At 65.8% G+C, this 20892-nt stretch carries 20 protein-coding genes; 8 read left to right on the top strand and 12 right to left on the bottom strand.

Annotated elements, in window-relative coordinates:
* Positions 1 to 139: 139 nt before the first annotated feature.
* Together murJ and GGQ99_RS14825 are read right to left on the bottom strand one after the other, a co-directional pair.
* Entirely contained in the window at positions 140 to 1738 is a 1599-nt protein-coding gene (gene murJ, locus GGQ99_RS14830) for a murein biosynthesis integral membrane protein MurJ (RefSeq protein ID WP_183263122.1), read from the bottom strand.
* 46 nt (positions 1739 to 1784) lie between these two features.
* Positions 1785 to 4580, bottom strand: coding sequence for a [protein-PII] uridylyltransferase (locus tag GGQ99_RS14825; RefSeq protein ID WP_183263121.1), 2796 nt, complete (start codon positions 4578 to 4580; stop codon positions 1785 to 1787).
* 303 nt (positions 4581 to 4883) lie between these two features.
* Here GGQ99_RS14825 and GGQ99_RS14820 point away from each other — a divergent pair, with 303 nt between their 5' ends.
* The 3 genes from GGQ99_RS14820 to GGQ99_RS14810 all read left to right on the top strand — a co-directional run bounded on the left by GGQ99_RS14820 (position 4884) and on the right by GGQ99_RS14810 (position 8721).
* Positions 4884 to 7379, top strand: coding sequence for a heavy metal translocating P-type ATPase (locus GGQ99_RS14820; RefSeq protein ID WP_183263120.1), 2496 nt, complete (start codon positions 4884 to 4886; stop codon positions 7377 to 7379).
* 28 nt (positions 7380 to 7407) lie between these two features.
* Positions 7408 to 7800, top strand: a complete 393-nt coding sequence (copM, locus tag GGQ99_RS14815; RefSeq protein WP_183263119.1) for a CopM family metallochaperone — start codon at positions 7408 to 7410, stop codon at positions 7798 to 7800.
* 81 nt (positions 7801 to 7881) lie between these two features.
* Entirely contained in the window at positions 7882 to 8721 is an 840-nt protein-coding gene (locus GGQ99_RS14810) for an aldo/keto reductase (RefSeq protein WP_183263118.1), read from the top strand.
* A 6-nt stretch (positions 8722 to 8727) separates the two neighbouring features.
* Here GGQ99_RS14810 and GGQ99_RS14805 read toward each other — a convergent pair whose 3' ends face one another.
* Both GGQ99_RS14805 and GGQ99_RS14800 read right to left on the bottom strand, forming a co-directional pair.
* A complete protein-coding gene (locus GGQ99_RS14805) occupies positions 8728 to 9033 on the bottom strand; it encodes a hypothetical protein (protein ID WP_183263117.1) in 306 nt (101 codons plus the stop codon).
* Between the two features lie 71 nt (positions 9034 to 9104).
* Positions 9105 to 11573: an EAL domain-containing protein gene (locus GGQ99_RS14800; RefSeq protein WP_343061734.1), complete on the bottom strand. Its 2469-nt coding sequence runs from the start codon at positions 11571 to 11573 to the stop codon at positions 9105 to 9107.
* 331 nt (positions 11574 to 11904) lie between these two features.
* On the opposite strand from GGQ99_RS14800, the gene GGQ99_RS14795 reads away from it, so the two are divergent.
* Positions 11905 to 12504, top strand: a complete 600-nt coding sequence (locus GGQ99_RS14795; RefSeq protein WP_183263115.1) for a YdeI/OmpD-associated family protein — start codon at positions 11905 to 11907, stop codon at positions 12502 to 12504.
* Positions 12505 to 12546: 42 nt separating this feature from the next.
* On the opposite strand, the gene GGQ99_RS14790 is transcribed toward GGQ99_RS14795, so the two are convergent.
* Together GGQ99_RS14790 and GGQ99_RS14785 are read right to left on the bottom strand one after the other, a co-directional pair.
* Complete coding sequence (locus GGQ99_RS14790) at positions 12547 to 12846, bottom strand: DUF6958 family protein (protein WP_183263114.1); 300 nt, start codon at positions 12844 to 12846, stop codon at positions 12547 to 12549.
* Positions 12830 to 13369: a GFA family protein gene (locus GGQ99_RS14785; protein WP_183263186.1), complete on the bottom strand. Its 540-nt coding sequence runs from the start codon at positions 13367 to 13369 to the stop codon at positions 12830 to 12832. Before GGQ99_RS14785 ends, GGQ99_RS14790 begins: the two co-directional genes overlap by 17 nt.
* Before the next feature lie 132 nt (positions 13370 to 13501).
* On the opposite strand from GGQ99_RS14785, the gene GGQ99_RS14780 reads away from it, so the two are divergent.
* Positions 13502 to 14128, top strand: a complete 627-nt coding sequence (locus GGQ99_RS14780; protein ID WP_183263113.1) for a TetR/AcrR family transcriptional regulator — start codon at positions 13502 to 13504, stop codon at positions 14126 to 14128.
* A gap of 47 nt (positions 14129 to 14175) precedes the next feature.
* On the opposite strand, the gene GGQ99_RS14775 is transcribed toward GGQ99_RS14780, so the two are convergent.
* Positions 14176 to 14961 carry an alpha/beta hydrolase family protein gene (locus GGQ99_RS14775; protein WP_406873933.1) on the bottom strand — a complete coding sequence of 262 codons (786 nt, stop codon included), beginning with the start codon at positions 14959 to 14961 and terminating at the stop codon, positions 14176 to 14178.
* A 425-nt stretch (positions 14962 to 15386) separates the two neighbouring features.
* On the opposite strand from GGQ99_RS14775, the gene GGQ99_RS14770 reads away from it, so the two are divergent.
* Positions 15387 to 16403: a helix-turn-helix domain-containing protein gene (locus tag GGQ99_RS14770; protein WP_343061737.1), complete on the top strand. Its 1017-nt coding sequence runs from the start codon at positions 15387 to 15389 to the stop codon at positions 16401 to 16403.
* 27 nt (positions 16404 to 16430) lie between these two features.
* On the opposite strand, the gene GGQ99_RS14765 is transcribed toward GGQ99_RS14770, so the two are convergent.
* The 4 genes from GGQ99_RS14765 to GGQ99_RS14750 form a co-directional block, all read right to left on the bottom strand.
* Positions 16431 to 17555: an epoxide hydrolase family protein gene (locus tag GGQ99_RS14765; RefSeq protein WP_183263110.1), complete on the bottom strand. Its 1125-nt coding sequence runs from the start codon at positions 17553 to 17555 to the stop codon at positions 16431 to 16433.
* Between the two features lie 136 nt (positions 17556 to 17691).
* Positions 17692 to 18357 carry a helix-turn-helix transcriptional regulator gene (locus GGQ99_RS14760; RefSeq protein ID WP_183263109.1) on the bottom strand — a complete coding sequence of 222 codons (666 nt, stop codon included), beginning with the start codon at positions 18355 to 18357 and terminating at the stop codon, positions 17692 to 17694.
* Positions 18358 to 18437: 80 nt separating this feature from the next.
* The gene (locus GGQ99_RS14755) at positions 18438 to 19424 is read right to left on the bottom strand and encodes a methyltransferase (protein ID WP_183263108.1); all 987 of its coding nucleotides are present in this window, start codon (positions 19422 to 19424) and stop codon (positions 18438 to 18440) included.
* Positions 19425 to 19507: 83 nt separating this feature from the next.
* A complete protein-coding gene (locus GGQ99_RS14750; protein ID WP_183263107.1) occupies positions 19508 to 19663 on the bottom strand; it encodes a hypothetical protein in 156 nt (51 codons plus the stop codon).
* A 214-nt stretch (positions 19664 to 19877) separates the two neighbouring features.
* Between GGQ99_RS14750 and GGQ99_RS14745 the strand changes: the two genes are divergently transcribed.
* Positions 19878 to 20231: an ArsR/SmtB family transcription factor gene (locus GGQ99_RS14745; RefSeq protein WP_183263106.1), complete on the top strand. Its 354-nt coding sequence runs from the start codon at positions 19878 to 19880 to the stop codon at positions 20229 to 20231.
* Positions 20206 to 20694, top strand: coding sequence for an SRPBCC family protein (locus tag GGQ99_RS14740; RefSeq protein WP_183263105.1), 489 nt, complete (start codon positions 20206 to 20208; stop codon positions 20692 to 20694). Before GGQ99_RS14745 ends, GGQ99_RS14740 begins: the two co-directional genes overlap by 26 nt.
* A 22-nt stretch (positions 20695 to 20716) precedes the next feature.
* Here the strand turns inward: GGQ99_RS14740 and GGQ99_RS14735 are convergent, their stop codons facing one another.
* Positions 20717 to 20878, bottom strand: a complete 162-nt coding sequence (locus GGQ99_RS14735) for a hypothetical protein (RefSeq protein ID WP_183263104.1) — start codon at positions 20876 to 20878, stop codon at positions 20717 to 20719.
* Positions 20879 to 20892: the final 14 nt, after the last annotated feature.

The raw sequence follows: 20892 nt of genomic DNA, 5'->3' as shown, positions 1-20892 counted from the left end.
TGATCCCGTGGCTTGTGGAGGGCCGTTTCGCGCGCGGCGAAATTCGAGTGGCGCTTATGAACGAGCCGGAAGCGTCGATCAAGTCTCGACTGGTCTGGCACTATTGTCGCCGCGCTGTAGTACAGCGTCCATGCTGCGGTCAGTCGGGGTCGATGGCGGCAGGGGCTGCGTTGGCGCGATTGCGCCGGATGTTGCGCCTGATCATGCCGATATCCGCTCCGCCGATGCCGAAGGCGACGCCGAAATAGACGACCATCGCACCCGCCACCAGCACGGCGAGCGCCGCCGCCTGCGTGTAGAAGGGCGCCGCGGAGCCAAGCCACTGCTCGGCTTCGCCAGCGGCGAACCACAGTCCGGCCGCCATGATCGCCGAGGCGATGACGAGACGGGGGATGCGCTTCAGCAGTGCAGCATCTCGGTCCCAGTGGCCGCGCCAGATCAGGGTCCCCAGCAGCATCGCCGCATTGGCCCAGCCTGCCGCGGCAGCGGCCGCAGCAATGCCGGGTGCGCCCCAGGACGGAAACAGTGTCAGCGCCACCGAGATGTTGATCGCCACCGAAATGGCGGCGAAATACATCGGCGTCCGCGTGTCCTCGCGGGCAAAGAAGCCGGGCGTAAATGCCTTGATCAGCACGAAGGCCGGCAGGCCGAGGCCGAAGATGGCGAGGATCGCCGCCACCACCGGCGTGCTGTTGGTTGCGGCAAACGCGCCGCGCTCGTAGAGCACGCGCACGATCGGCTCCGAGATGACGAGCAGCGCTGCCGCCGCCGGCAGTGTCAGGAACAGCGTGAACTCGACCGAGCGGTTCTGCAGGTTGGCCGCCTCGATCAGGTTGCCCGACTTCAGCGCCCGCGACAATTCCGGCAGGAGAACGATGGCGACAGCCACGCCGACCACGCCGAGCGGCAGCTGGTAGACCCGGTCGGCAAGGTTGAGCGACGACACGGCACTGTCCTGTCCGGAGGCGATCGCCGTGCCGATCAGTGTGTTGATCTGGGTGATGCCGCCGGTGATCGCCGCCGGCAAGGCAAGCCACAACAGCCGCTTGACGTTGGGCGTCAGCTTCGGCCTGCGAAAGCCTATGGCGATGCCGGCGTGGCGCACCGCGATCCAGACGATGCCAAGTTGCACCAGGCCCGCCGCCAGCACGCCCCAGGCCAGCGCATAGCCCACCGTCAGCCCGTCATGACCGCGATACCAGGCATTGGCCAGCACGCCGACTAGGATGATGTTGAGGAACACCGGGGCGACGGCCGCAGCGAAGTAGCGTCTGAGCGAGTTCAGCATGCCGCTCATCATCGCCGCCAGCGACATGCAGATGAGATAAGGGAACATGATGGTGGCCAGCGCCACCGTCAGGTCGAACTTCTCCGGGTTGTCGGCGAAACCGGGCGCCACGACGAAGCGCACGATCAGCGGCATCGCCAGTTCCATGGCGATCGTCAGCGCCAGAAGTGCTGTGAACAGCACGCCGAACACCTCTTCGGAAAATCGCTTCGCACCCTCGACGCCGTTGGCTTCGATTTCCTTGGCAAACAGCGGCACGAAGGCGGCGTTGAATGCGCCCTCGGCAAACAGCCGGCGGAACGTGTTGGGAAACTGGAACGCGGCATAGAAGGCATCGGCTACCGGGCCGGTGCCGAGTGCTGCCGCCATCAGCATCTCGCGGGCAAAGCCCAGCGCCCGGCTCATCAGCGTGCCCGAGGCGACCGTCGCGAATTTCTTGATCAGTGACATGGGGCGCGACGATGCCTTGCGGATTTGGGCGGGATAATGGCTGCGCTCATTCCGCCGCCGCTTTGGCCTTGGCGCGATCGGCGTTCGGCCCTTCGAGCGTGGCGATCAGGCGGGCGCGGATGTTTTCGAGCCGTGTCGGGTTGTCGATCTTCTGGCCGGTCAGGTCGGTGACGTAGAAGGTGTCGATCACCTTTTCGCCGAAGGTGGTGATGTGCGCCGAGGCGATGTCGAGCGACAGGTCCGACAGCGCGCCTGTGATCTCCGACAGAAAGCCGGGGCGGTCGAGGCCTACCACTTCGACCACCGAGAAGCGGTTCGAAAGCGTGTTGCGGATTTCGGCGCGCGGCTGGATGCGGAATGTCTTTTGGCCGCGCTTGGGCTTGGCCCGCTTGGCGATCATCTCCGGCAGCCAGGACCGGCCCGAAAGCACGTCCTCGATCAGCTGGCCGACGCGCTCGGCGCGGCGGCGTTCGTCCTCGTCGCGGTCGAATTCGCGGGAAATCAGGATGATGTCCAGCGCCCGTCCGTCGGAGGTGGTGAAGATCTGCGCATCGACGATGTTGCCGCCGGCGGCGGCACAGGCGCCGGCAATCACCGACAGCAGGCGCGGGTGGTCCTGCGCCAGGATGGTGATTTCGGTGACGGCCTCGAACTCGTGCGTCCGCACCATCGTCGACAGCTGCTTGCCGGCCGCGTCGGCCCCGCGAATGAACTCGGCATGGCGCTTCTGGTCGTCGAGATCGACGGTCAGCAGGTAGTTCTCGTAATGCAGCTTGGCGTATTTCTTGCGGGCCTTCTCCGGCCAGTCGCCAAGTGCGGCGGCCAGCGTCTCGCGGGCGGCTGCCGTGCGCTCGGCCCGCGACAGCTCGGAAAAGCCACCGGTCAGCAAAAGCTCCGTTTCGAAGTACAGCGTGCGTAGCAGCTGGCCCTTCCAGCCGTTCCACACGCCGGGACCGACGCCGCGGATGTCGCACACGGTCAGGATCAGCAGCAGCTTCAGCCGCTCCACCGACTGCACCACGTCGGCGAAGTCGTCGATGGTCTTGCGGTCGTTGAGGTCGCGTGTCTGCGCCGTCATCGACATGACGAGATGGTTTTCCACCAGCCAGGCCACCGTCTCGGTGTCGGCGGGCGACAGCCCCATATGCGGGCCGATGCGGCGGGCGATCTTGCCGCCGGCTTCCGAATGGTCTTCCGGCCGGCCCTTGGCGATGTCGTGCAGCAGCACCGCCACATACAGCGCCTCGCGCTGTTTCTTGAGGCCGGGGATCAGCGTGTGCGACAGCGGGTGGATCTTCTCGCCGTCGCCATGCTCGATCTCGGACAGCACGCCGATGCAGCGCAACAGGTGCTCGTCGACCGTATAGTGGTGGTACATCGAGAACTGCATCATCGCGACGATCCTGCCGAAGTCGGGGATCAGCCGCCCGAGCAGTCCCGCCTCGTTCATGCGCCTGAGGTTGAGCTCGGGATTGCGGTCCGAGGTCAGGATATCGAGGAAGTAGCGGTTGGCCTCCTCGTTGCGGCGCAGCCCCTTGTCCACCAGCCCCAGCGAGCGGGTCAGCAGCTTCAGCGCGTTGGGATGCAGCTCCAGCCCGTGCCGGTCGGCGAACCAGAAGAAGCGCAGCATGTTGACCGGGTCGCGCCGGAACACCTGGTCGTCGGCGACGTTGATGCGCTGGTTGTCGATGATGAAGTCGCTGGTGCCGGCGAGCTTGCGCCGGCGCCGCGAAAAGCCCTGCAGCAGTCCGTGGAAACCGGGCGCGTCCTTGGCCTGCTCCTCCTCCAGCGCCGCACAGAAGATACGGGTCAGGTCGCCCACTTCCTTGGCCACCAGGAAGTAGTCCTTCATGAAGCGCTCGACGGCCGACAGCCCTGGCTGCACCGTATAGCCCAGCCGCTCGGCGATCTCGCGCTGGATGTCGAAATGCAGCCGTTCTTCCGGCTTGCCGGTCAGGAAATGCATGTGGCAGCGCACCGCCCAGAGGAAATCCTCCGCCTCGACGAACTGGCCGTATTCCCCTTGCGTGAACACGCCCTTGTTGATCAGTTCGGCGCCGGTGCGCACGCGGTAATAATATTTGGCGATCCAGAACAGCGTGTGCAGGTCGCGCAGCCCGCCCTTGCCGTCCTTGATGTTCGGTTCCACCAGATAGCGGCTCTCGCCCGATTTGGCATGGCGGGTGTCGCGCTCGGCAAGCTTTGCCTGCACGTATTCGGGCCCGGTGTCCTTCACCAGCTCCTTGTCGAAGCGCTCGATCAGCTCGTCGCAGAGCTTGCGTTCGCCCCACACGAAGCGGGCTTCCAGGATCGCCGTGCGGATGGTGATGTCGCTGCGCGAAAGCCTCAGGCACTCGTCGATGTTGCGGGTGGCGTGGCCGACTTTCAGCCCCATGTCCCACAGCATGTAGAGCATGTACTCGACGATCTGCTCGCCCCACGGTGTCTGCTTGTAGGGCAGCAGGAACAACAGGTCGATGTCGGAGCCCGGGGCGAGGGTGCCGCGGCCATAGCCGCCGACGGCGACCACCGCCATGCGCTCGGCCCGCGACGGGTTCTTGGCGCGGTAGACGTGGGTGACGGCGAAGTCGTAGAGGACGCGGATCACCTCGTCCATCAGGTGCGAGATGCGGATGGCGCAGGCGGTGCCGCCCTCGTCCTCCATCAGCATGTCCTCGGCGATCTTCTTGCCGGCGGCGACGCGCTCCTTGAACATCGCCAGCGCCGTTGCCCTGATTCCCGGGTCTGCCCCGTTGCCGTCCTCGCCGGTCAGCGCGCTCAGGTCGCGGCGCAAGGCGTCCGCGTCGATCAGAAGCTCCAGGTTGAGCGGAATGTCTGTCATGTGCCTCGGCTGGCCTTGCCCTTGAGGCCGCGTCTATAGCGCGATTTTTCCGCCATGGGTATGGCCGGGCGCTGTTGCAGTTCACGCTGATATAGGTTCGCCGGGGCGTCGACCAGGAGCAGTAGCACATCCCTGCCTGAGGCGTGGCCGGTCCTGTGCCCGCCCCACGAGGGCGAGGGAACGATTGCACCGGTGCTGCCGCTAGGCGGGAAGTACTTCGAAGACTATCCCCGGCGGGGTGTTGACCTTCCCCGTGCTGGAACCTTTAGGATCGCTGCCACGAGGAATGCGGAACCAGTACAGATGAACGACAAGCACGACCATCGCGGCCACGATCATGCGGCCAACAGCAAGGCCCCGGCCGAAGGCGAAACCGTGGTGCGCGATCCGGTCTGTGGCATGACCGTCGATCCGGCCGCCGGCAAGCCGACGCTCGAGCATGGCGGCCACCGCTACCATTTCTGCAGCGATTCCTGCCGCAACAAGTTCCAGGCGGCGCCCGACAAGTATGTCAGTGCCAAGGACCCCGTCTGCGGCATGGACGTCGCCCGCGACACCGCCAGGAACTTCGTCAAGCACGAGGGATCAGGCTACTATTTCTGCTCGTCCACCTGCGAAGGCAAGTTCACCGCCGAGCCGGCAAAGTACCTCTCCGGCAAGCCCGCGGCGGAGCCGATGCCCAAGGACACGCAATACACCTGCCCGATGCACCCCGAGATCATCCGGGACAAGCCCGGCTCATGCCCGATCTGCGGTATGGCGCTCGAGCCGATGATGCCGAGCGCCGACGACGGCCCTAACCCTGAACTGGTCGATTTCACCCGCCGCTTCTGGGTCAGCGCGGTCCTTTCCATCCCGCTCCTGGTCATCGCCATGGGGCCGATGGTCGGCCTGCCGGTGCGCGACTGGATCGGCGAGCCGTTGGCCGCCTGGCTCGAGCTCATACTGGCAACGCCCGTCGTGCTCTGGGCGGCACTGCCCTTCTTCCATCGTGGCTTGGATTCGTTCCGCAACCGCAGCCCCAACATGTGGACGCTGATCACGCTTGGCGTCGGCGCGGCCTATCTCTATTCGGTCGTCGCCACGCTGTTCCCCGACCTGTTCCCGCATCAGTTCCGCGGCCATGGCGGCGCGGTGCCGGTCTATTTCGAAGCGGCCGCAGTCATCGTCGCACTCGTCTTCCTCGGCCAGGTGCTGGAGCTCAGGGCCCGCGAGCGCACCGGCTCGGCCATCCGTGCTTTGCTCGACCTTGCGCCCAAGACCGCTCGCCGCATCGCCGAGGACGGCTCGGAAAGCGAAGTGCCGCTTGACGAGGTGGTCAGCGGCGACCGTCTGCGCATCCGGCCGGGCGATGCCGTTCCGGTGGACGGCATCGTGCTTGAAGGCCGTTCGTCGGTCGACGAATCGATGATCACGGGCGAGCCGGTCCCGGTCGAAAAGGTCGAGGGCGAAAGGGTGACTGGCGGCACGCTCAACAAGAACGGCTCGCTGATCATGCGCGCCGACAAGGTCGGCAGCGAGACGGTGCTGTCGCAGATCGTCGACATGGTCGCCAAGGCCCAGCGCAGCCGCGCGCCCATTCAGGGCCTCGCCGACCGCGTCTCTTTCTATTTCGTGCCCACGGTGGTGCTGATCGCCATCGTTGCCTTCGTCGTCTGGGCAATCTTCGGGCCCGAGCCCAGCATGGTCTTCGCCTTCGTCTCGGCCGTCTCGGTGCTCATCATCGCCTGTCCCTGCGCGCTTGGCCTTGCCACGCCGATGTCGGTCATGACGGCCACCGGCCGCGGCGCCCAGGCAGGCGTGCTCATCAAGGACGCCGAGGCGCTGGAGCGCTTCTCCAAGGTGAGCACGCTCATCGTCGATAAGACCGGCACGCTGACCGAAGGCCGGCCGCAGTTGACCGACGTGGTTGCTGCCGAGGGCATTGCCGACGACGAGTTGCTGTCGCTTGCCGCCGGCCTTGAAAAGGGCTCCGAGCACCCGCTCGCCGAAGCCATCGTCGAGGGTGCGGCCAAGCGTGGCGTCACCGTGCCCGACGCCCAGGACTTCGACTCCGTCACCGGCAAGGGTGTCACCGGGACCGTCTCCGGCCGCAAGGTCGCGCTCGGCAATGCCGCGATGATGGTCGATCTCGGTCTCGACACTGCAGAACTTGCGGCGCGCGCCGACGCCCTACGCGGCGAGGGCAAGACGGCGATGTTCGTCGCCGTCGACGGCAAGGCGGCGGGCATCGTCGCCGTCGCCGATCCGATCAAGGCCTCGGCCGCCGAAGCGATCCGCACCCTGCATGATCTAGGCCTGCGCATTATCATGGCGACCGGCGACAACGAGCGCACCGCCAAGGCGGTCGCCCAGAAGCTGGGCATCGACGAGGTCCGTGCCGACATGCTGCCCGAGAGCAAGAAGGCGCTGGTCGACGAGTTGCGCGCCAAGGGGCAGGGCGTCGCCATGGCTGGCGACGGCGTCAACGACGCGCCCGCCCTTGCCGCCGCAGATGTCGGCATCGCCATGGGCACCGGCGCCGACGTCGCCATGGAAAGTGCCGGCATCACCCTGGTCAAGGGCGATCTCGGCGGCATCGTCCGCGCCCGCAAGCTCGCCCAGGGCACCATCCGCAACATCAAGGAGAACCTGTTCTTCGCCTTCATCTACAACGTCCTGGGTGTTCCGGTGGCTGCGGGCGTCCTATATCCGGTCCTCGGCACGCTCCTGTCGCCGATGATTGCCGCCGCCGCGATGAGCCTGTCGTCGGTGTCGGTCATTGCCAATGCGCTGCGGCTCAGGGCCATCAAGCTTTGAACCCCGGCCACGAAAAAGGATCTTCCGGATGAACCTGATGAAAAAGATCGTGCTGGCCCTGATGGCCGCGGGCATGCTCGTTGCCGTCGTGCTCGAAACCGCCTCGGCGCAGACCGATCACGGCGGTCACGCCATGGGCATGACCGCTCCCGCCACCGACAGCGCCTCGGCGCAGGCCTACAAGGCGGCGATGGACAAGATGCACCAGGCCATGTCGGCGCTCGAATATTCCGGCGACGCCGACGTTGACTTCGCTCGCGGCATGATCCCGCATCACCAGGCCGCCATCGACATGGCCAAGGTCGTGCTCGAGCACGGCAAGAACCCCGAAATGCGCAAGCTCGCCGAAGAGGTCGTCGCCGCCCAGGAGGCCGAAATCAAGCAGATGGAAGCCTGGCTCGCCGCCAATCCGGCCAAGTAAGGGGAAAACTGCTGCAGCGTCATTGCGGTAGCCAACGGCAAATGGCGCTGTAAGCTGGCGGAAACCGCTGAGGAGACCGCCATGCCATCCACAACCGCGACGTTGCCTTCCGGCGAAGCCGTGCCGGTGCTCGGCCAGGGCACCTGGATGATGGGCGAGGATCGCGGCCGTGCCGCCGACGAGGTGGCAGCGCTGCGGCTCGGGCTCGATCTCGGCGTCACCTTGATCGACACCGCCGAGATGTATGGCAACGGCGGCGCCGAAAAGGTGGTCGGCGAAGCCATCGCCGGCCGCCGAGACGAGGTCTTCCTCGTCTCCAAGGTGCTGCCGTCCAATGCTTCCCGCAACGGCGTCGTCAGGGCTTGCGAGGCGAGCCTCAAGCGCATGCGCACCGATCGCATCGACCTCTATCTGCTGCACTGGCGTGGTGGCGTGCCCTTGGCGGAAACCATTGCCGTGTTCGAGGAGTTGCGCCGCTCGGGCAAGATCCGCCACTGGGGCGTCTCGAATTTCGACGCCGACGACATGGAAGAGATGGAGCGCCTGCCGGCAGGCAAGAACGCCCAGGCCAATCAGGTGCTCTACAATCTCGGCCGGCGCGGCATCGAATTCGACCTGGCACCCTGGTGCCGCGACCATGGTGTGCCGATCATGGCCTATTCACCGGTCGAGCAGGGCGCTCTGGCCGACGATGCGGGGCTTCAGGCCATCGCCGCCCGCCACGACGCAACCGCAGCGCAGCTGGCGCTCGCCTGGGTCATGGCCCGGCCCGGCGTCGTCGCCATCCCCAAGGCCACCCGGCTCGAACATGTCAGGCAGAACGCCGCCGCGCGTGACATTCGTCTCACCCCGCAGGATCTTGCCGAGCTGGACAAGCTCTTCCCGCCGCCGGCGCGCAAGCGACCGCTGGAGATGATCTGATCCCGATCAGCCCGCCTTGACCGTGCATATGCCGTTGGCGCCGCCCTTGCCGGTGTAGGAAACGCTTGGCGACCCGTCGGGATTGATGCTCAGAGAGATCGTCACTCCGTGGCCGGTGGCCTCGAAGTAGTTGTCGTTGAACTTCTTCAGCTTGGCTTCCGTGCCGTTGATGTAGATCAGCCCGCCTTCGTCGGCATGCACCTCGATGTTGCCGGGGCAGGTGGCGTTGACGAGCGGTATGTTGGCGCTGGCTACTGTGGCCATGGCCGAAGCGGCAGCAAGAAATACGACAGTGGCGAGTGGCTTGTTCATCTGCATGTCCCCTTAGTGGCGCTGTGCTGCCCGCTACTGTCGCTCCGCGCAATTCATCGCGCAAGCCGGGGTCAGCTCGCTAGCGGCAGGCCCGGGGTTGCGCCGCTTGCGGTGCCGAGGCGTCGCCGCTTGCCTGTCGCAAATCCGTCATCGAATGGCTGTGGCCGGGCGATGCCATAGCCCTGCGCATAGTCGACGCCGATGTCGCGCAGCGCGATGGCGATGTCGTCGTTCTCGACGAACTCGGCGATCGTGCGTTTGCCCGTCACCTCGCCGATGTGCTGGATCATCTCCACCATGGCGCGGTCGATGCGGTCGACGAGCATGTCCTTCACGAAGCCGCCGTCGATCTTGAGATAGTCGACCGGCAGCGCCTTCAGGTAGCTGAACGACGACATGCCCGAGCCGAAATCGTCGAGCGAGAAGCGGCAGCCATGCGCCTGCAGTGACTTGATGAAGCGCGCGGCGCTGTCGAGGTCGGCGATGGCGCTCGTCTCGGTGATCTCGAAGCAGATCGTCGACGGCGCCACGCCGCTGCGCACGAACTGCTCCAGCACGTAGCTGACGAAGCTGTCGTCGCCGAAGCTGGCGCCGGACAGGTTGATGGCGCAGATGGCGATCGGGTTGTCGGGCTGCGTCCGCTTGTGCACGGCCAGCCGCTCGAAGGCCGAGCGAACCATCCAGCGGTCGATCAGCGGCATCAGCCCGTAGCGTTCGGCCGCCGGGATGAAGGCCCCCGGCGGGATCATGTTGTTGTCGGCGTCGGCCAGGCGGATCAGGAGCTCGATATGCGCGCCCGTCGTCTCGTCCGCCTGCAGCGGCACGATCTCCTGCGCGTAGATGCGGAAGCGGTTCTGTTCCAGCGCCTCGCGTAGTCGCTGCACCCAGGCCATTTCGCCCAGGCGATGCTCCAGTTCGAGGTCGCCGATCTGCTGCAGCTGGATGCGGTTGCGGCCCTTGTCCTTGGCCATGTAGCAGGCGATGTCGACGCTGCGCAGCGTCTCCTCCAGCGTCATGCTGGCATCCGACAGGCCGACGACGCCGATGCTGACGCTGGTGCTGAAAGCGCGCCCGGCCCAGACGAAATGCAGTTCTTCCACCGCCTTGCGCAGCCGCTCGCCCGTGCCGGCTGCCAGTTCGGCAGGACAGTTCTCCATCAGCACGCCGAACTCGTCGCCGCCCAGTCGCGCCAGCAGGTCGCCGGAGCGCAGGTTCTGCCGCAGCGCGGTCGATACCTTGCGCAGCAATTCGTCGCCGGCGGCATGCCCGCAAGTGTCGTTGACGATCTTGAACTGGTCGAGGTCGAGATACATCAGCGCATGTGTCGACGGGCGCTTTGCCAGGCCTTCGAGCGAGGCGCTCAGCCGCGTTTCGAATTCGAAGCGATTGGCGAGCGAGGTTAGCGTGTCGTGCCTGGCCTGCCAGGACAGCTGCGCCAGGAATTCCTGCTCCTTGGTCCGGTCGTGGAAGACCAGCACCGCGCCCACCACCCGCTGCTCGACATAGAGCGGGGCGCCGACCAGCGAAATCGCGACGCTCGACAGGTCGGGCCGCACCAGTTGCTGCGGCACGCCGCTGCCGTCGATGGCTTCGCCGGAGAGCACCCGCGCCATGAAGCTGCGATCTTCCTTGTCCGCCTCTTCGTTCATCAGGCGAAACAGCTGGTCGAGCGGTTTGCCCCTGGCATCCGTGCCGCGCCAGTCGAGCAGCCTTTCCGCGGCCTCGTTCATGTAGTCGAGCCTGCCTTCCGCGTCGGTGGCCACCACCGCCTGGCCGATCGAGGCCAGCGTGATCTGCGCCCGTTCGCGCTCCGCATTCAGGGCGTCTTCGAAGGCCTGGCGCTGTTGCAGCAGGTTTCCCGTCCGCCGCATGGCGAGCAGGATCAATAGGGCGGCGGTGATCACGTTGACGCTGAGCAAAAGGGTGGTGATGGCGCGGGATCCACGCCCGAGCGATTGCGAAAATGCATCCGCCAGCGGTGCCGTTTCCCCGTTGAGGCTCTGGATCTTGCGGCTCCACTCGGCACGCATTTCCGGCGACGCGCGGTTGCTCGAGATGTCCTGATGCATCGCTTCGCCAAGTGCTGCGACCTCGAGGATCTTGGGATCGGCGTCGATCCAGCGTTGCACGGCGTTGGACAGGTAGCTCACGTCCCTGAAATTGCGAAACAGCCAGATCATGCCGGGAATGTCTTCGGGATGGTTGCCGGCGCGCAGGAAGCTGTCGAAGGCCGCGTCATAGTCCGGCACCGGCTGCGCCATGGCCAACCTGGCTTCGCGGTCGGCCAGCGGCACGGCAATCGCCTGCTGGAACCGGTCGTGGAACCGCGCATCGCCGGTGTTGGCATACATGGCGAGGCTGTAGATGGCGTCCCTCTGGCCCTTCGACCAGGCACTTTCGCCGGCAACATAGGCGCGCACTGCCGAGAGCGTGTAGAGGCTGGCACCGGCGATGATGGCTTGCACCAGTACCACGGCTATGAACGGCCACAGCAGCGCGAACAGCCGGAATCTGGATTTGATGTCGCGTAGCCTCGTCACATGCCCCAACGAAACGAACTCGCTCTCGCCTGTAGTTGTTGTCGCGTCCCCAGCGCGAATATTTTGCAAAACGTATATCGGCGGGCTTTAAGAATTCCCTTCACGGCAAGGTTCCAGGTACATTCGAGTACATTGACGTAACGGCAAATGTTTCCAGTATGGGCGCGCCTTGGTTCCGTTGCAGGTCGCAGGATAGTGCCTGTACCGCTGGCCGGCCGTCGGGATAGGCTGTGCAACGTCATGTGTTCGAGGGGAATATGCAGGACCGGACTTTCCTTTGCCCGTTGCAAGCTTGCCCGGTCGCGGCGCTGACCAGGGCACAGCCACTCTGATGGCGCCCGTCATCGTCGACCCGGACAAGATCCGCGAGTTCAAGGATGCCGCGAGCTTCTACAGCTGGCTCGCCGGGCACCACGACAAGCAGGACGAAGTCTGGATCAGGGTCCACAAGGTGAGTTCCGGTTTGCCCTCCATCACTCCCAAGGAGGCCATAGACGTCGTGCTGTGCTGGGGCTGGATCGACGGCGTGCGCAAGGGCCTCGACGACACGAGCTTCCTGCAGCGTTATTCGCCGCGCGGCAGGAAAGGCACCTGGAGCCAGATCAACGTCGACAATGTCGCCCGCCTGATTTCAGAGGGCAGGATGACTGAGCATGGCCTCAGGCCTGTCGACGCGGCAAAGGCCGACGGGCGCTGGGACCGCGCCTACAAGTCCGGCAAGGACATGAAGATCCCCGACGATCTCCAGGCCGCCATCGACTCCGAGCCGCTGGCAAGGGCAATGCTCGGCAAGCTCAGCGAGCAAAACCGCTTCGCGCTCGCTTTCCGCACTCACAACATGAAGACCGAGGCCGGCCGCAGGAAGAAGATCGAGGCCTTCGTCGAGATGCTCAAGCGCGGCGAGACGATCTACCCGCAACGGATGAAGTAGGGCTGTCCGGCACGTGGGCCTTGGCTGTCGGCGGCTCTGGGTTTATGCCCGATACAGCCGTAGCGGCTTGGTCGCCTCGCGGCTGACCACGCCCCGCGCCTCGAGGTCCAGCTGGGCCGCCTTCAGCCACCAGCCGGCCTTGTCGCCACCGGGGAACAGCGCCTCCGGCAGCAGCGGCAGCACGCCCGCCTTGGCCTCGGCCACCGTCAGGCCCGGCGCCTCGGCCGGCAGCACGGAAAGCAGCGCATCGCGCATCGCCGTGTATTTGGCCTTGTCGACGCGCACGACATGATCAGGCGAGATCACGTTCCTGATTTCGATCTTCTCAGCTGCCTTGGACATCGAGCTCGCCTTTCACGTAGTCGATATTGGGGCTGCGGAAGCCCATCGCCACCCAGGCCGATAGCAGCCGCCACATGAAGCGGCCGGAATGCTTGGCATAGCTCGGCAGGCTGTCCGTAAACTCGACTCCGGCCCTGCGGTCGGCGGTCATCGTGCGCATTTCTACAGGCGGCTGGTCTTCGGGGCGAAACCGCTTTCTGTAGACGGACAGCCAGTGCCCGCCCTTGAACTCGAGAAACATCGGCGAATTGCAGCATTTGGCCACCACGCGCCGAGTCGGTGCCGTCTGGCTCAGCCGATGTTCGCGCAGCAGCTCCGCACCGTGCACGCAGCGCATCCGGTCCTTGCGGTAGAGCGCGAAATTCGTGCCGCCGTCGCTCTCCAGCACCGGCTCGCCCCCCGGGAGAGCCTCGAAGATCCCGCCTGCCTTCTGGCAGCTCGAGCAATGGCAGGCCGCGCCGACGATCGGGTCGCCGCTCGCTTCGAACGCCACCTGTCCGCATCTGCAGGCGACTCGTCGCATCTCCTTCCCGACACCAGCCATGTCATCACCTCGTCCTTCGATCTCAAATTAGACTGTACCGTCTAGTTTGATTTGTCAATCGGATCGGCCTATCCTGCTGTCGGGACTGCCAACATCAGGGAAGGGCTATCCATGAGCGGTGCGAAAAGTCGCCAGCAACGAACGCGCGACGCCATCGTCTCGGCGGCAGCCGTGCTGTTCCTGAAGAACGGCTTCCTCGGCACCAGCATGGACGAGATCGCGGCGACGGCCGACGTCTCCAAGCAGACGGTCTATGCCCATTTCCAGAGCAAGGAAGCGCTGTTCCTCGATGTGGTCAGGGGCATGACCGGCCTTGCCGGCGACGAGCACCAAAAGCAGGTCGCCGAGCCGCTGGACGACCGTCCCATCGCCGAATACCTGCTCGAATACGCTGAACTCCAGCTGACCATCGTCATGACGCCCAAGCTGATGCAGCTGCGGCGCCTGGTCATCGGCGAAGCCGGGCGCTTTCCCGAACTCGGCAAGGCGCTGCACGCGCTTGGGCCCCAGCGCTCGATCGACCGCCTGTCGCGTGCATTCGAGGGCTATCGCCGGCTCGGCCAGATGCAGGCCGACGACCCCCCGGCCGCGGCCGGCTTCTTCAACTGGCTCATCATGGGCGGTCCGGTCAACGATGCCATGCTGTTGGGCGACGGCGCCATCCTGTCGCCCGAGGCCTGCCGCAGTCATGCAAAGGAAGCCGTCCGCATCTTCCTCGCGGCGTACGGGCCGCGCTAGGTGCGCACGCCGCATGGCACCGGCCTATGGCCGGCACCGGGCAGGGCTCATTGCCCGGGAGCCATCAGGTCGCGCACCAACCTGTCCTTCACCAGCGCGATCATCTCGGCATGCAGTTCGCCGCGTGGCCTTGTGGCCTCGTCGGAACAGATCGGATCGATCTCGCCCACCGACTTCAGCAGATCGGCGGCACCTTCCTTGCATTCCGGCAGGAAGCTGAAATGCGTGGCGCCGGCCACCGTCGCATAGCTGCCCCTCGGCGTCAGCTTCGCCAGCCGGTCGGAGATGACAGCCAGGGGAATGGTCTCTGCATTGCCGAGATTGATGAAGTGCATCGGGATCGCGATCTCCGTCAGGCTCTGCGCGTCATAGGCCTGCGCCAGCCCGGGATCGGCCAGCACAGCCGTCTTGATGCGGTGGTCGAGGTTCGACTGCTCGAAGCGCGTCCGGTCGATGCTGCGCAGGTCGAGCCTGTCGACCGTCACCCGCGCTTCGTCGACGTAGCCGACGCCGCCGGCAAACCAGGCGCAGTCCCATTTCTTGTAGCCGTCGCAATAGCTGGCATAGGCCTCGAGATCGGCGCGTGCGCCGGCAAGCTCCATCGCCGCGGCGCCGCCGAGCGAAAAGCCGACCACGCCGATCCTGTCGGCGTCGATGACGCTGTTCCAGGCTGGGTCCCTGGTCATCGCGTCGATGACGGCCGAAAGGTCGCCCGTGCGCTGCCACAGCTTCGGGGTGTCGGCCGGCGTCGAGAAACCGCTGGTCGTGCCCGGATGGTTGGGACCGGCAACGACGAAGCCCGCCTTGGCCAGCTCGGTGGCGAGCCAGCCCATGGCCTGCACGCGGCTGCCCGAGCCGTGCGACAGCAGCACCAGCGGATGGCGCCCCGGCACCGGCGGCGCGTCGAGCGCGGCCGGCGCGCCCATGAAAACCCTGTTGTCGCCCAGGGTCGTCGGCGTGCCGCCGGCGCCGGCCGGATACCAGACGGTAACGGCAAGGTCGCGGCCGGGCTGGACCACGGTCACCTCGCGCACGCCGGCCTCAGAGGCAAGGCAGGCGGAAACGAAGCCGATGAGGGCCGGAATTGTGGTGAGTAGCTGGAGCATGACGAACCTCGCTCTTGTTGCGAAAGAAGACGAGCCAGCAATGGCGAAATCGGGCATCCTGATCGTCCTCGATCGCGATTCAGGTCGTGCTCGATCGCGATGCAGGCCATGATCGGTCGTCTTCTCCTCTGGTGGGATTCGCCTTGATCTTCGTGCCCCTGTCCTTCGTCGCCGCGCTTTTGCTGGTCATCCTGCTCGTCGCGGCGCTGCGCGCCCGGGAAACCACCGGCGGCAACACGGCATTCCTCGTCCTCGTCGCCCTCTGCGCCCTGCAGTCGGTCGTCGTCGGCCTGCGCTGGGGCTACCATGTCGAGGCGGCGCGTTATGTCCTGCCGATCCTGGCAGCCAGCCTGCCGCCGTTGGTGCTCTTCAGTTTCCGCACCTTGCTCCAGCGCGACGATGTCCGGAGCGGCCCTATGCGCTGGCTCCACGCCTCGCCGCCGCTGGTCATGACCGCCCTGGTGCTGTTCGTGCCAGCCCTCATCGACGTCGCGCTGATCGTGATCTTCGTCGGCTATGCGCTCGCCGTGCTGAACCTGGGACGCAGCGGTCCCGACGCCCTGGTCGAGGCACGCCTCGACAGCGCGGTCGCCGCCCACCGCGCGCTGGTCATCGCCGCCGCAGCGCTCTGCCTGTCGGCCCTGTTCGACCTCGGCGTGCTGCTCGCCTTCGAATGGTCGATGGGGGCGAACGCCGAGATCATCGCCAGCAACGCCAACATTCTCGGCCTGTTCTTCATCGGCCTGACCGCCTTCGTCGCCTCGCGCGCCCATCCCTCGGCGCCGACCCAGCCCAGCCCGCCCGAGCCGTTGCCCTCCGAGCAGGACCGCGAAATCCTCGACCAGGTCCAGCGCCTGCTCGTCGGCCAGAAGCTCTATCGCGACGACAACCTCACTCTGTCGCGGCTGGCCCGGCGCGCGGGCGCCCCGGCGCGGCAGATCTCGGGCGCCGTCAACCGTCTCGCCGGCAAGAACGTCTCGCAATACATCAACGACATCAGGATCTCTGAGGCCTGCCGCCTGCTCCGCGACACCGACATGTCCGTCACTGCGGCCATGCTCGACGCCGGCTTCCAGACCAAGTCCAACTTCAACCGCGAGTTCCGGCGCGTCACCACGCTCAGCCCGGCCTCCTGGCGCGAACGGAACCGGCCCCAGGCTGCAGCCTGAGGCCGGACGATCTCCAGCGCATCTTTCTCAGCCCCGCAGCCCGGCAAAGAACGCCGCGACCTCGCCCGCCCAGACCTCCGGCACTTCCATCGCCGCGAAATGGCCGCCGCTGGCAAGCTCGGTCCAGCACACGATGGTGTTGCCTTCCTCGCCGTAGCGGCGGATGGCGACCTCGTCGCGCGCGAACACGGCAACGCCGGTCGGCACGCCCGAATTCGGCTTCGGCGACCACGCTTCGGGATCATGCGCGTTTTCATAGTAAAGCCGGATCGACGAGGCCGCGGTGCCGGTGAACCAGTAGACCAGCACATTGGTCAGGAAGGTGTCCTGCTCGACCGCGTCGGGGCTGTCGCCGAAGCCGGCAAACATGTCGCCCAGCCATGAGATGAGGCCGGCCGGCGAGTCCGTGATGCCATAGGCGAGCGTTTGCGGCCGGCTCGACTGCAGCGCGTTGAAGCCGAAGCGCTCGGCCATGAACTGCTGCAGGCGCTGCAAGCGGCTCTTCTCGGCATCGCTGAACGAGGCGATCTCGCTTGGATCGATCGGGCCGAGTGGAATGAAGCCCATCGTCGCCGCATTGACATGGACGCCGATGACACGATCCGGCGCCGTGCGTCCGATGGCAGGCGCAATGATCGCACCCGCATCGCCGCCCTGCACGCCGAAGCGCCGGTAGCCGAGACGGGACATGAGCTCGAGCATGGCATTGGCGATGCGGCCGTCGTTCCAGCCCGCTTCGCGCGTCGGGCCGGAGAAGCCGAAGCCGGGCAGCGACGGGATGACGAGATCGAAGCCGGCCGCGGTCAGCGGCCCGATCGCGCCGAGGAACTCGACGAATGAGCTCGGCCAGCCATGCAGCAGGAGCAGCGGCACCGCATCGGCAACTCGCGACTTCACATGCAGGAAATGGATGGTCTGGCCGTCGATCTCGGTGACGAACTGCGGGTGGCTGTTGATTGCCGCCTCCTCGGCGCGCCAGTCGAAGCCGTTCCTGAGCCGCTCGATCGCGCGGGTGACGAAGCTGGATGCCATGCCGTAGCTCCAGCCCGCGCCGGCAATCTCGTTGGCAAGCCGCGTGTTGGCGAGCCGCGCTTTGAGTTCAGTCAGCTCGGACTCAGGGATGGCGATCTTGAAGGGGGTGATGTCAGACATTGCCGCGTGTCCACCTTGGTTTCGTGCGCGGTCCTGTTCGAACATCGTTCCGATTTCAGGGGGCGTGCACGGGGTTGAAAGTGCATGTGCTTTCTACCCGGCGGCAGGGCCTCGGGATTGAAGATTTCCGACAGTTTCAGCTGCGCGCGGCCTGCCCGGGAGTGACGCCCATGATCGCCTTGACCGAGCGGATCATGTGCGGCTGGTCGGCATAGCCGAGCGCAAAGGCGACGTCGGCCGCCGGCCGCCCCTGCTGCAAAAGCGCCAGCGCCTTCTGGGCGCGCTCGATCTGGGTGAAGGTCTTGTAGGTGACGCCTGTCGTTTTCAAAAAGTGCCGCTGCAGGGTCCGCTCCGACATTGCCATGGGATGCCCCGAGACGATCGACGCGACGACCCGGTTGTCCTCGATGATGCAGTTGCGCACCAGCTTGCGCACGAAGCTATCGACGGTATCGAACGTCGGGATCTCCAGCACGTCGGCCCCGAGCCGGAAGCGGTCCTTGCCGATCAGGGGCAGCACCACCCCCTGGTCGCGCATAAGCTCGCCCGGCATCAGCGGCATGAAGCTGCTCGGCTTGAAGGCAATCGCCAGGATCTCGTCGCCGGCGGCATAGTCGTGGGTGACGGCAGCGGTGGTCAGCCCGGTGCGCAGGACGGTGGTCGTGTCGGCATTCCTGAAAATGACCACGTCCCAGCAACCGTCCGGCTGCATCCGCATCGAGCCGCCGGTGGCAAACCTGGTCCGCGTCACCGCCTCGACATGCGGCGACGACCACCCCTCCAGTGTCACGACCTCATGCATCTCAGCCGCCAGTCCGCCCGCAAGCGTAGTGTCGCCGGAGTTGGAGGGGGATGCAATGGCACTCAGGTAGGAGGCCGCGATCAGCCAGGCAGGCGCCCGCGAAACAACGTGGTGCCGTCCGTCAGGCGCGATCGCGAGATATCCCGCAATCCGGCCTCGGTCATCCACGCGCGATACTGGCCTTCAGTGTACGCCTCGCCGTGCCGGTAGAGGTTCAGGAAGGTGAGATTCAGAAAGACACCCTCGGGCGGGCCAAGGCGGTCGTCATCGACGACACCCCACCCCGCAATTGCGATCTCGCCTCCGGGTGCGAGGCAGCGCGCCGCGTTCAGGATCGAACGGCGCGCCTGCTCCGGCGGCAGCACCTGGACGACGGCCTTCAGGATCGCCAGATCGTGCCGGCCGATCGATGGCGCGACAGTGATGTCGCCCTCTTCGACGACGACGTCGTCGGCGCCGTATTCAGACAGGATGGCCGGCGCGACGGCTGCGACCGTCGGCAGTTCCATCAGCGTCGCCGCAATCTGCGGCCGCTGCTCGCGCAGGCCGACGAGGATGGTCCCCGGCCCCCCGCCGATGTCGATCACCGAACCGACCGCCTCAAGGTCGATCGCCTGGGCCAGCTGTCGGCCGAAAATCACCCCGCCCGGTGCGAGCATGCGGCTGAAGGCCGCCGCGGATTCAGTCCCCGCTTCGGAAAAGTCGTGCAGCGCGGCCGGCCGGTTCTGTCGCAGCGAATCCGCGGTCAAGAGGTCAGCACCCCAGAGCTCGCGCAGCAGCGCATGATCGCCGCCGCGATAGGTCGGCTTGGACGCGTCGAGGAAGGCCGACGCTTCGGCTCCGTTGCGAAACTGGCCATCCTCGACGTCGAGCAGACCGATGCTGGCGAGCGCGTAGAGCAGCCGCGACAGGCGGTCGGGCGCGACGCCGAGCACGGCCCCGAGGCTGTGTGCCGTCGCCGCGCCGCCACCAAGCCGGGTGAAGATGCCAAGCTCCAGCCCGGCGCGAAGCGCCAAGGCGGGGGGCACAGCCGCGATCAGCTTGTCGATCCGCTCGGAATCCACCATGCCACGTCCCCTTCCGCGATCCAGGCCCGACTTTGAAGCAGTTCGCAAGATCGGAAGCAACCGGGCAGGCAAGTACGGCCGCGCTACTTCTCTCGCTTTTCGATCTTCAGGTTTGGCAGGTCGGGTCGCCTGGATTTCACTCCGGCCTCCTTCAAGGCCGTGTATCCCACCTTTTTGAGGAGCTTTTCTGTCTTGGCGCGCTCCTTGTCGAGGGCGCTCTCACCTTTGACCTTGGGCATCCGTCCTCCATTTGGTTCGTTCGCCAGCAAACAGGATTACCAGCGCGCGCGATGTCAGCATTGAGGCCGCGGCAGCGATGACGTCAATGACCGAAATCAGGCGCGTTGCCGAACTGGCCTGGAGCTGCCGGTCCGAAGGCGGCCTGTCAGTGCATACTAAGGCAAGTGCCTTAATGTTCTTGACAGGCTCCGCCGACCTGCGTTACTAAGGCATATGCCTTACCATTCTACCCCCCTCGACCTCGCCTTTCACGCGCTCAGCGACCCGACCCGCCGCGCGGTGGTGTCGCGGCTGGCCCAGGGCGAGGTGCCGGTCAGCGCCCTGGCCGAGCCTTTCGACATGGCGCTGCCCTCCTTCGCCCAGCATCTCAAGGTGCTGGAGCAATGCGGGCTGATCGTCAGCGAAAAGCGCGGGCGCAGCCGCTGGTGCAAGCTGGTGCCGGCGCGCTTCGACGAGGCGGCGGACTGGATGGAAGCGGAGCGCCGGCGCTGGGCCGAGCGGCTGGATCGGCTGGAAGTCTATTTGGACAAGAATGAAGAGGATGAAGCACATGACAAACCTGCTTGAGACCTGGTCGCTCGATCGCGAAATCGTCCTGACCAAGCTGCTCAACCACCCGCGCGACAAGGTATTTGCCGCCTGGATGGACCCCAAGGCGCTGGCGCAATGGTACGGCCCCGCCGGCCTCAGCATCGAAAGCCACGAGGCCGACATCCGCGAGGGCGGGGTCTGGCGCTTCGACATGGTGGGCGTGTTCGAGGGCAAGCAGCAGCGCTTCCCCAACCTCATGCGCTTTGTCGAGATCGTGCCGAACGAGCGCATCGTCATGGACTACGGCACGCCCGACCCAAACGACCCCGACCGTTTCCGCGTTACGGTGACCTTCGACGAGCAGAGCGACGGCAAGACGGTGCTGACCATGCGCCAACTCCACCCCAGCGCCAAGCGGCGTCAGGTGGTCATCGGCTTCGGCGCGGTCGAATACGGGCTGCAGACAATGGACGGCCTCGCCGCCTGGCTGGACGGCTGAGCCCTTGTGGGGGCGGCGGTGATCATACCGATGCACGGGTTATCGTATCACCATTCCTGAAGATAACCACGTCCCAGCAGCCATCAGGCTGCATCCGCATGCCGCCGCCACTGGCAACCCTGGTCCGCGTCACCGCCTCGACAAGCGGCGACGACCAGCCCTCCAGTGTCACGAGCTCATGCATCTCAGCCGCCAGTC

Source organism: Aminobacter niigataensis (assembly GCF_014200015.1).
Lineage (GTDB): Bacteria > Pseudomonadota > Alphaproteobacteria > Rhizobiales > Rhizobiaceae > Aminobacter > Aminobacter niigataensis.
This window is presented reverse-complemented; position numbering and strand designations above follow the sequence as displayed.

Coding starts and splice junctions, on each gene's coding strand:
- murJ (WP_183263122.1), bottom strand. CDS start 1,738: ATGTCACTGATCAAGAAATTCGCGACGGTCGCCTCGGGCACGCTGATG.
- GGQ99_RS14825 (WP_183263121.1), bottom strand. CDS start 4,580: ATGACAGACATTCCGCTCAACCTGGAGCTTCTGATCGACGCGGACGCC.
- GGQ99_RS14820 (WP_183263120.1), top strand. CDS start 4,884: ATGAACGACAAGCACGACCATCGCGGCCACGATCATGCGGCCAACAGC.
- copM (WP_183263119.1), top strand. CDS start 7,408: ATGAACCTGATGAAAAAGATCGTGCTGGCCCTGATGGCCGCGGGCATG.
- GGQ99_RS14810 (WP_183263118.1), top strand. CDS start 7,882: ATGCCATCCACAACCGCGACGTTGCCTTCCGGCGAAGCCGTGCCGGTG.
- GGQ99_RS14805 (WP_183263117.1), bottom strand. CDS start 9,033: ATGAACAAGCCACTCGCCACTGTCGTATTTCTTGCTGCCGCTTCGGCC.
- GGQ99_RS14795 (WP_183263115.1), top strand. CDS start 11,905: ATGGCGCCCGTCATCGTCGACCCGGACAAGATCCGCGAGTTCAAGGAT.
- GGQ99_RS14790 (WP_183263114.1), bottom strand. CDS start 12,846: ATGTCCAAGGCAGCTGAGAAGATCGAAATCAGGAACGTGATCTCGCCT.
- GGQ99_RS14785 (WP_183263186.1), bottom strand. CDS start 13,369: ATGCGACGAGTCGCCTGCAGATGCGGACAGGTGGCGTTCGAAGCGAGC.
- GGQ99_RS14780 (WP_183263113.1), top strand. CDS start 13,502: ATGAGCGGTGCGAAAAGTCGCCAGCAACGAACGCGCGACGCCATCGTC.
- GGQ99_RS14775 (WP_406873933.1), bottom strand. CDS start 14,961: ATGGGCTGGCTCGCCACCGAGCTGGCCAAGGCGGGCTTCGTCGTTGCC.
- GGQ99_RS14765 (WP_183263110.1), bottom strand. CDS start 17,555: ATGTCTGACATCACCCCCTTCAAGATCGCCATCCCTGAGTCCGAGCTG.
- GGQ99_RS14760 (WP_183263109.1), bottom strand. CDS start 18,357: ATGCATGAGGTCGTGACACTGGAGGGGTGGTCGTCGCCGCATGTCGAG.
- GGQ99_RS14755 (WP_183263108.1), bottom strand. CDS start 19,424: ATGGTGGATTCCGAGCGGATCGACAAGCTGATCGCGGCTGTGCCCCCC.
- GGQ99_RS14750 (WP_183263107.1), bottom strand. CDS start 19,663: ATGCCCAAGGTCAAAGGTGAGAGCGCCCTCGACAAGGAGCGCGCCAAG.
- GGQ99_RS14745 (WP_183263106.1), top strand. CDS start 19,878: ATGCCTTACCATTCTACCCCCCTCGACCTCGCCTTTCACGCGCTCAGC.
- GGQ99_RS14740 (WP_183263105.1), top strand. CDS start 20,206: ATGAAGCACATGACAAACCTGCTTGAGACCTGGTCGCTCGATCGCGAA.
- GGQ99_RS14735 (WP_183263104.1), bottom strand. CDS start 20,878: ATGCATGAGCTCGTGACACTGGAGGGCTGGTCGTCGCCGCTTGTCGAG.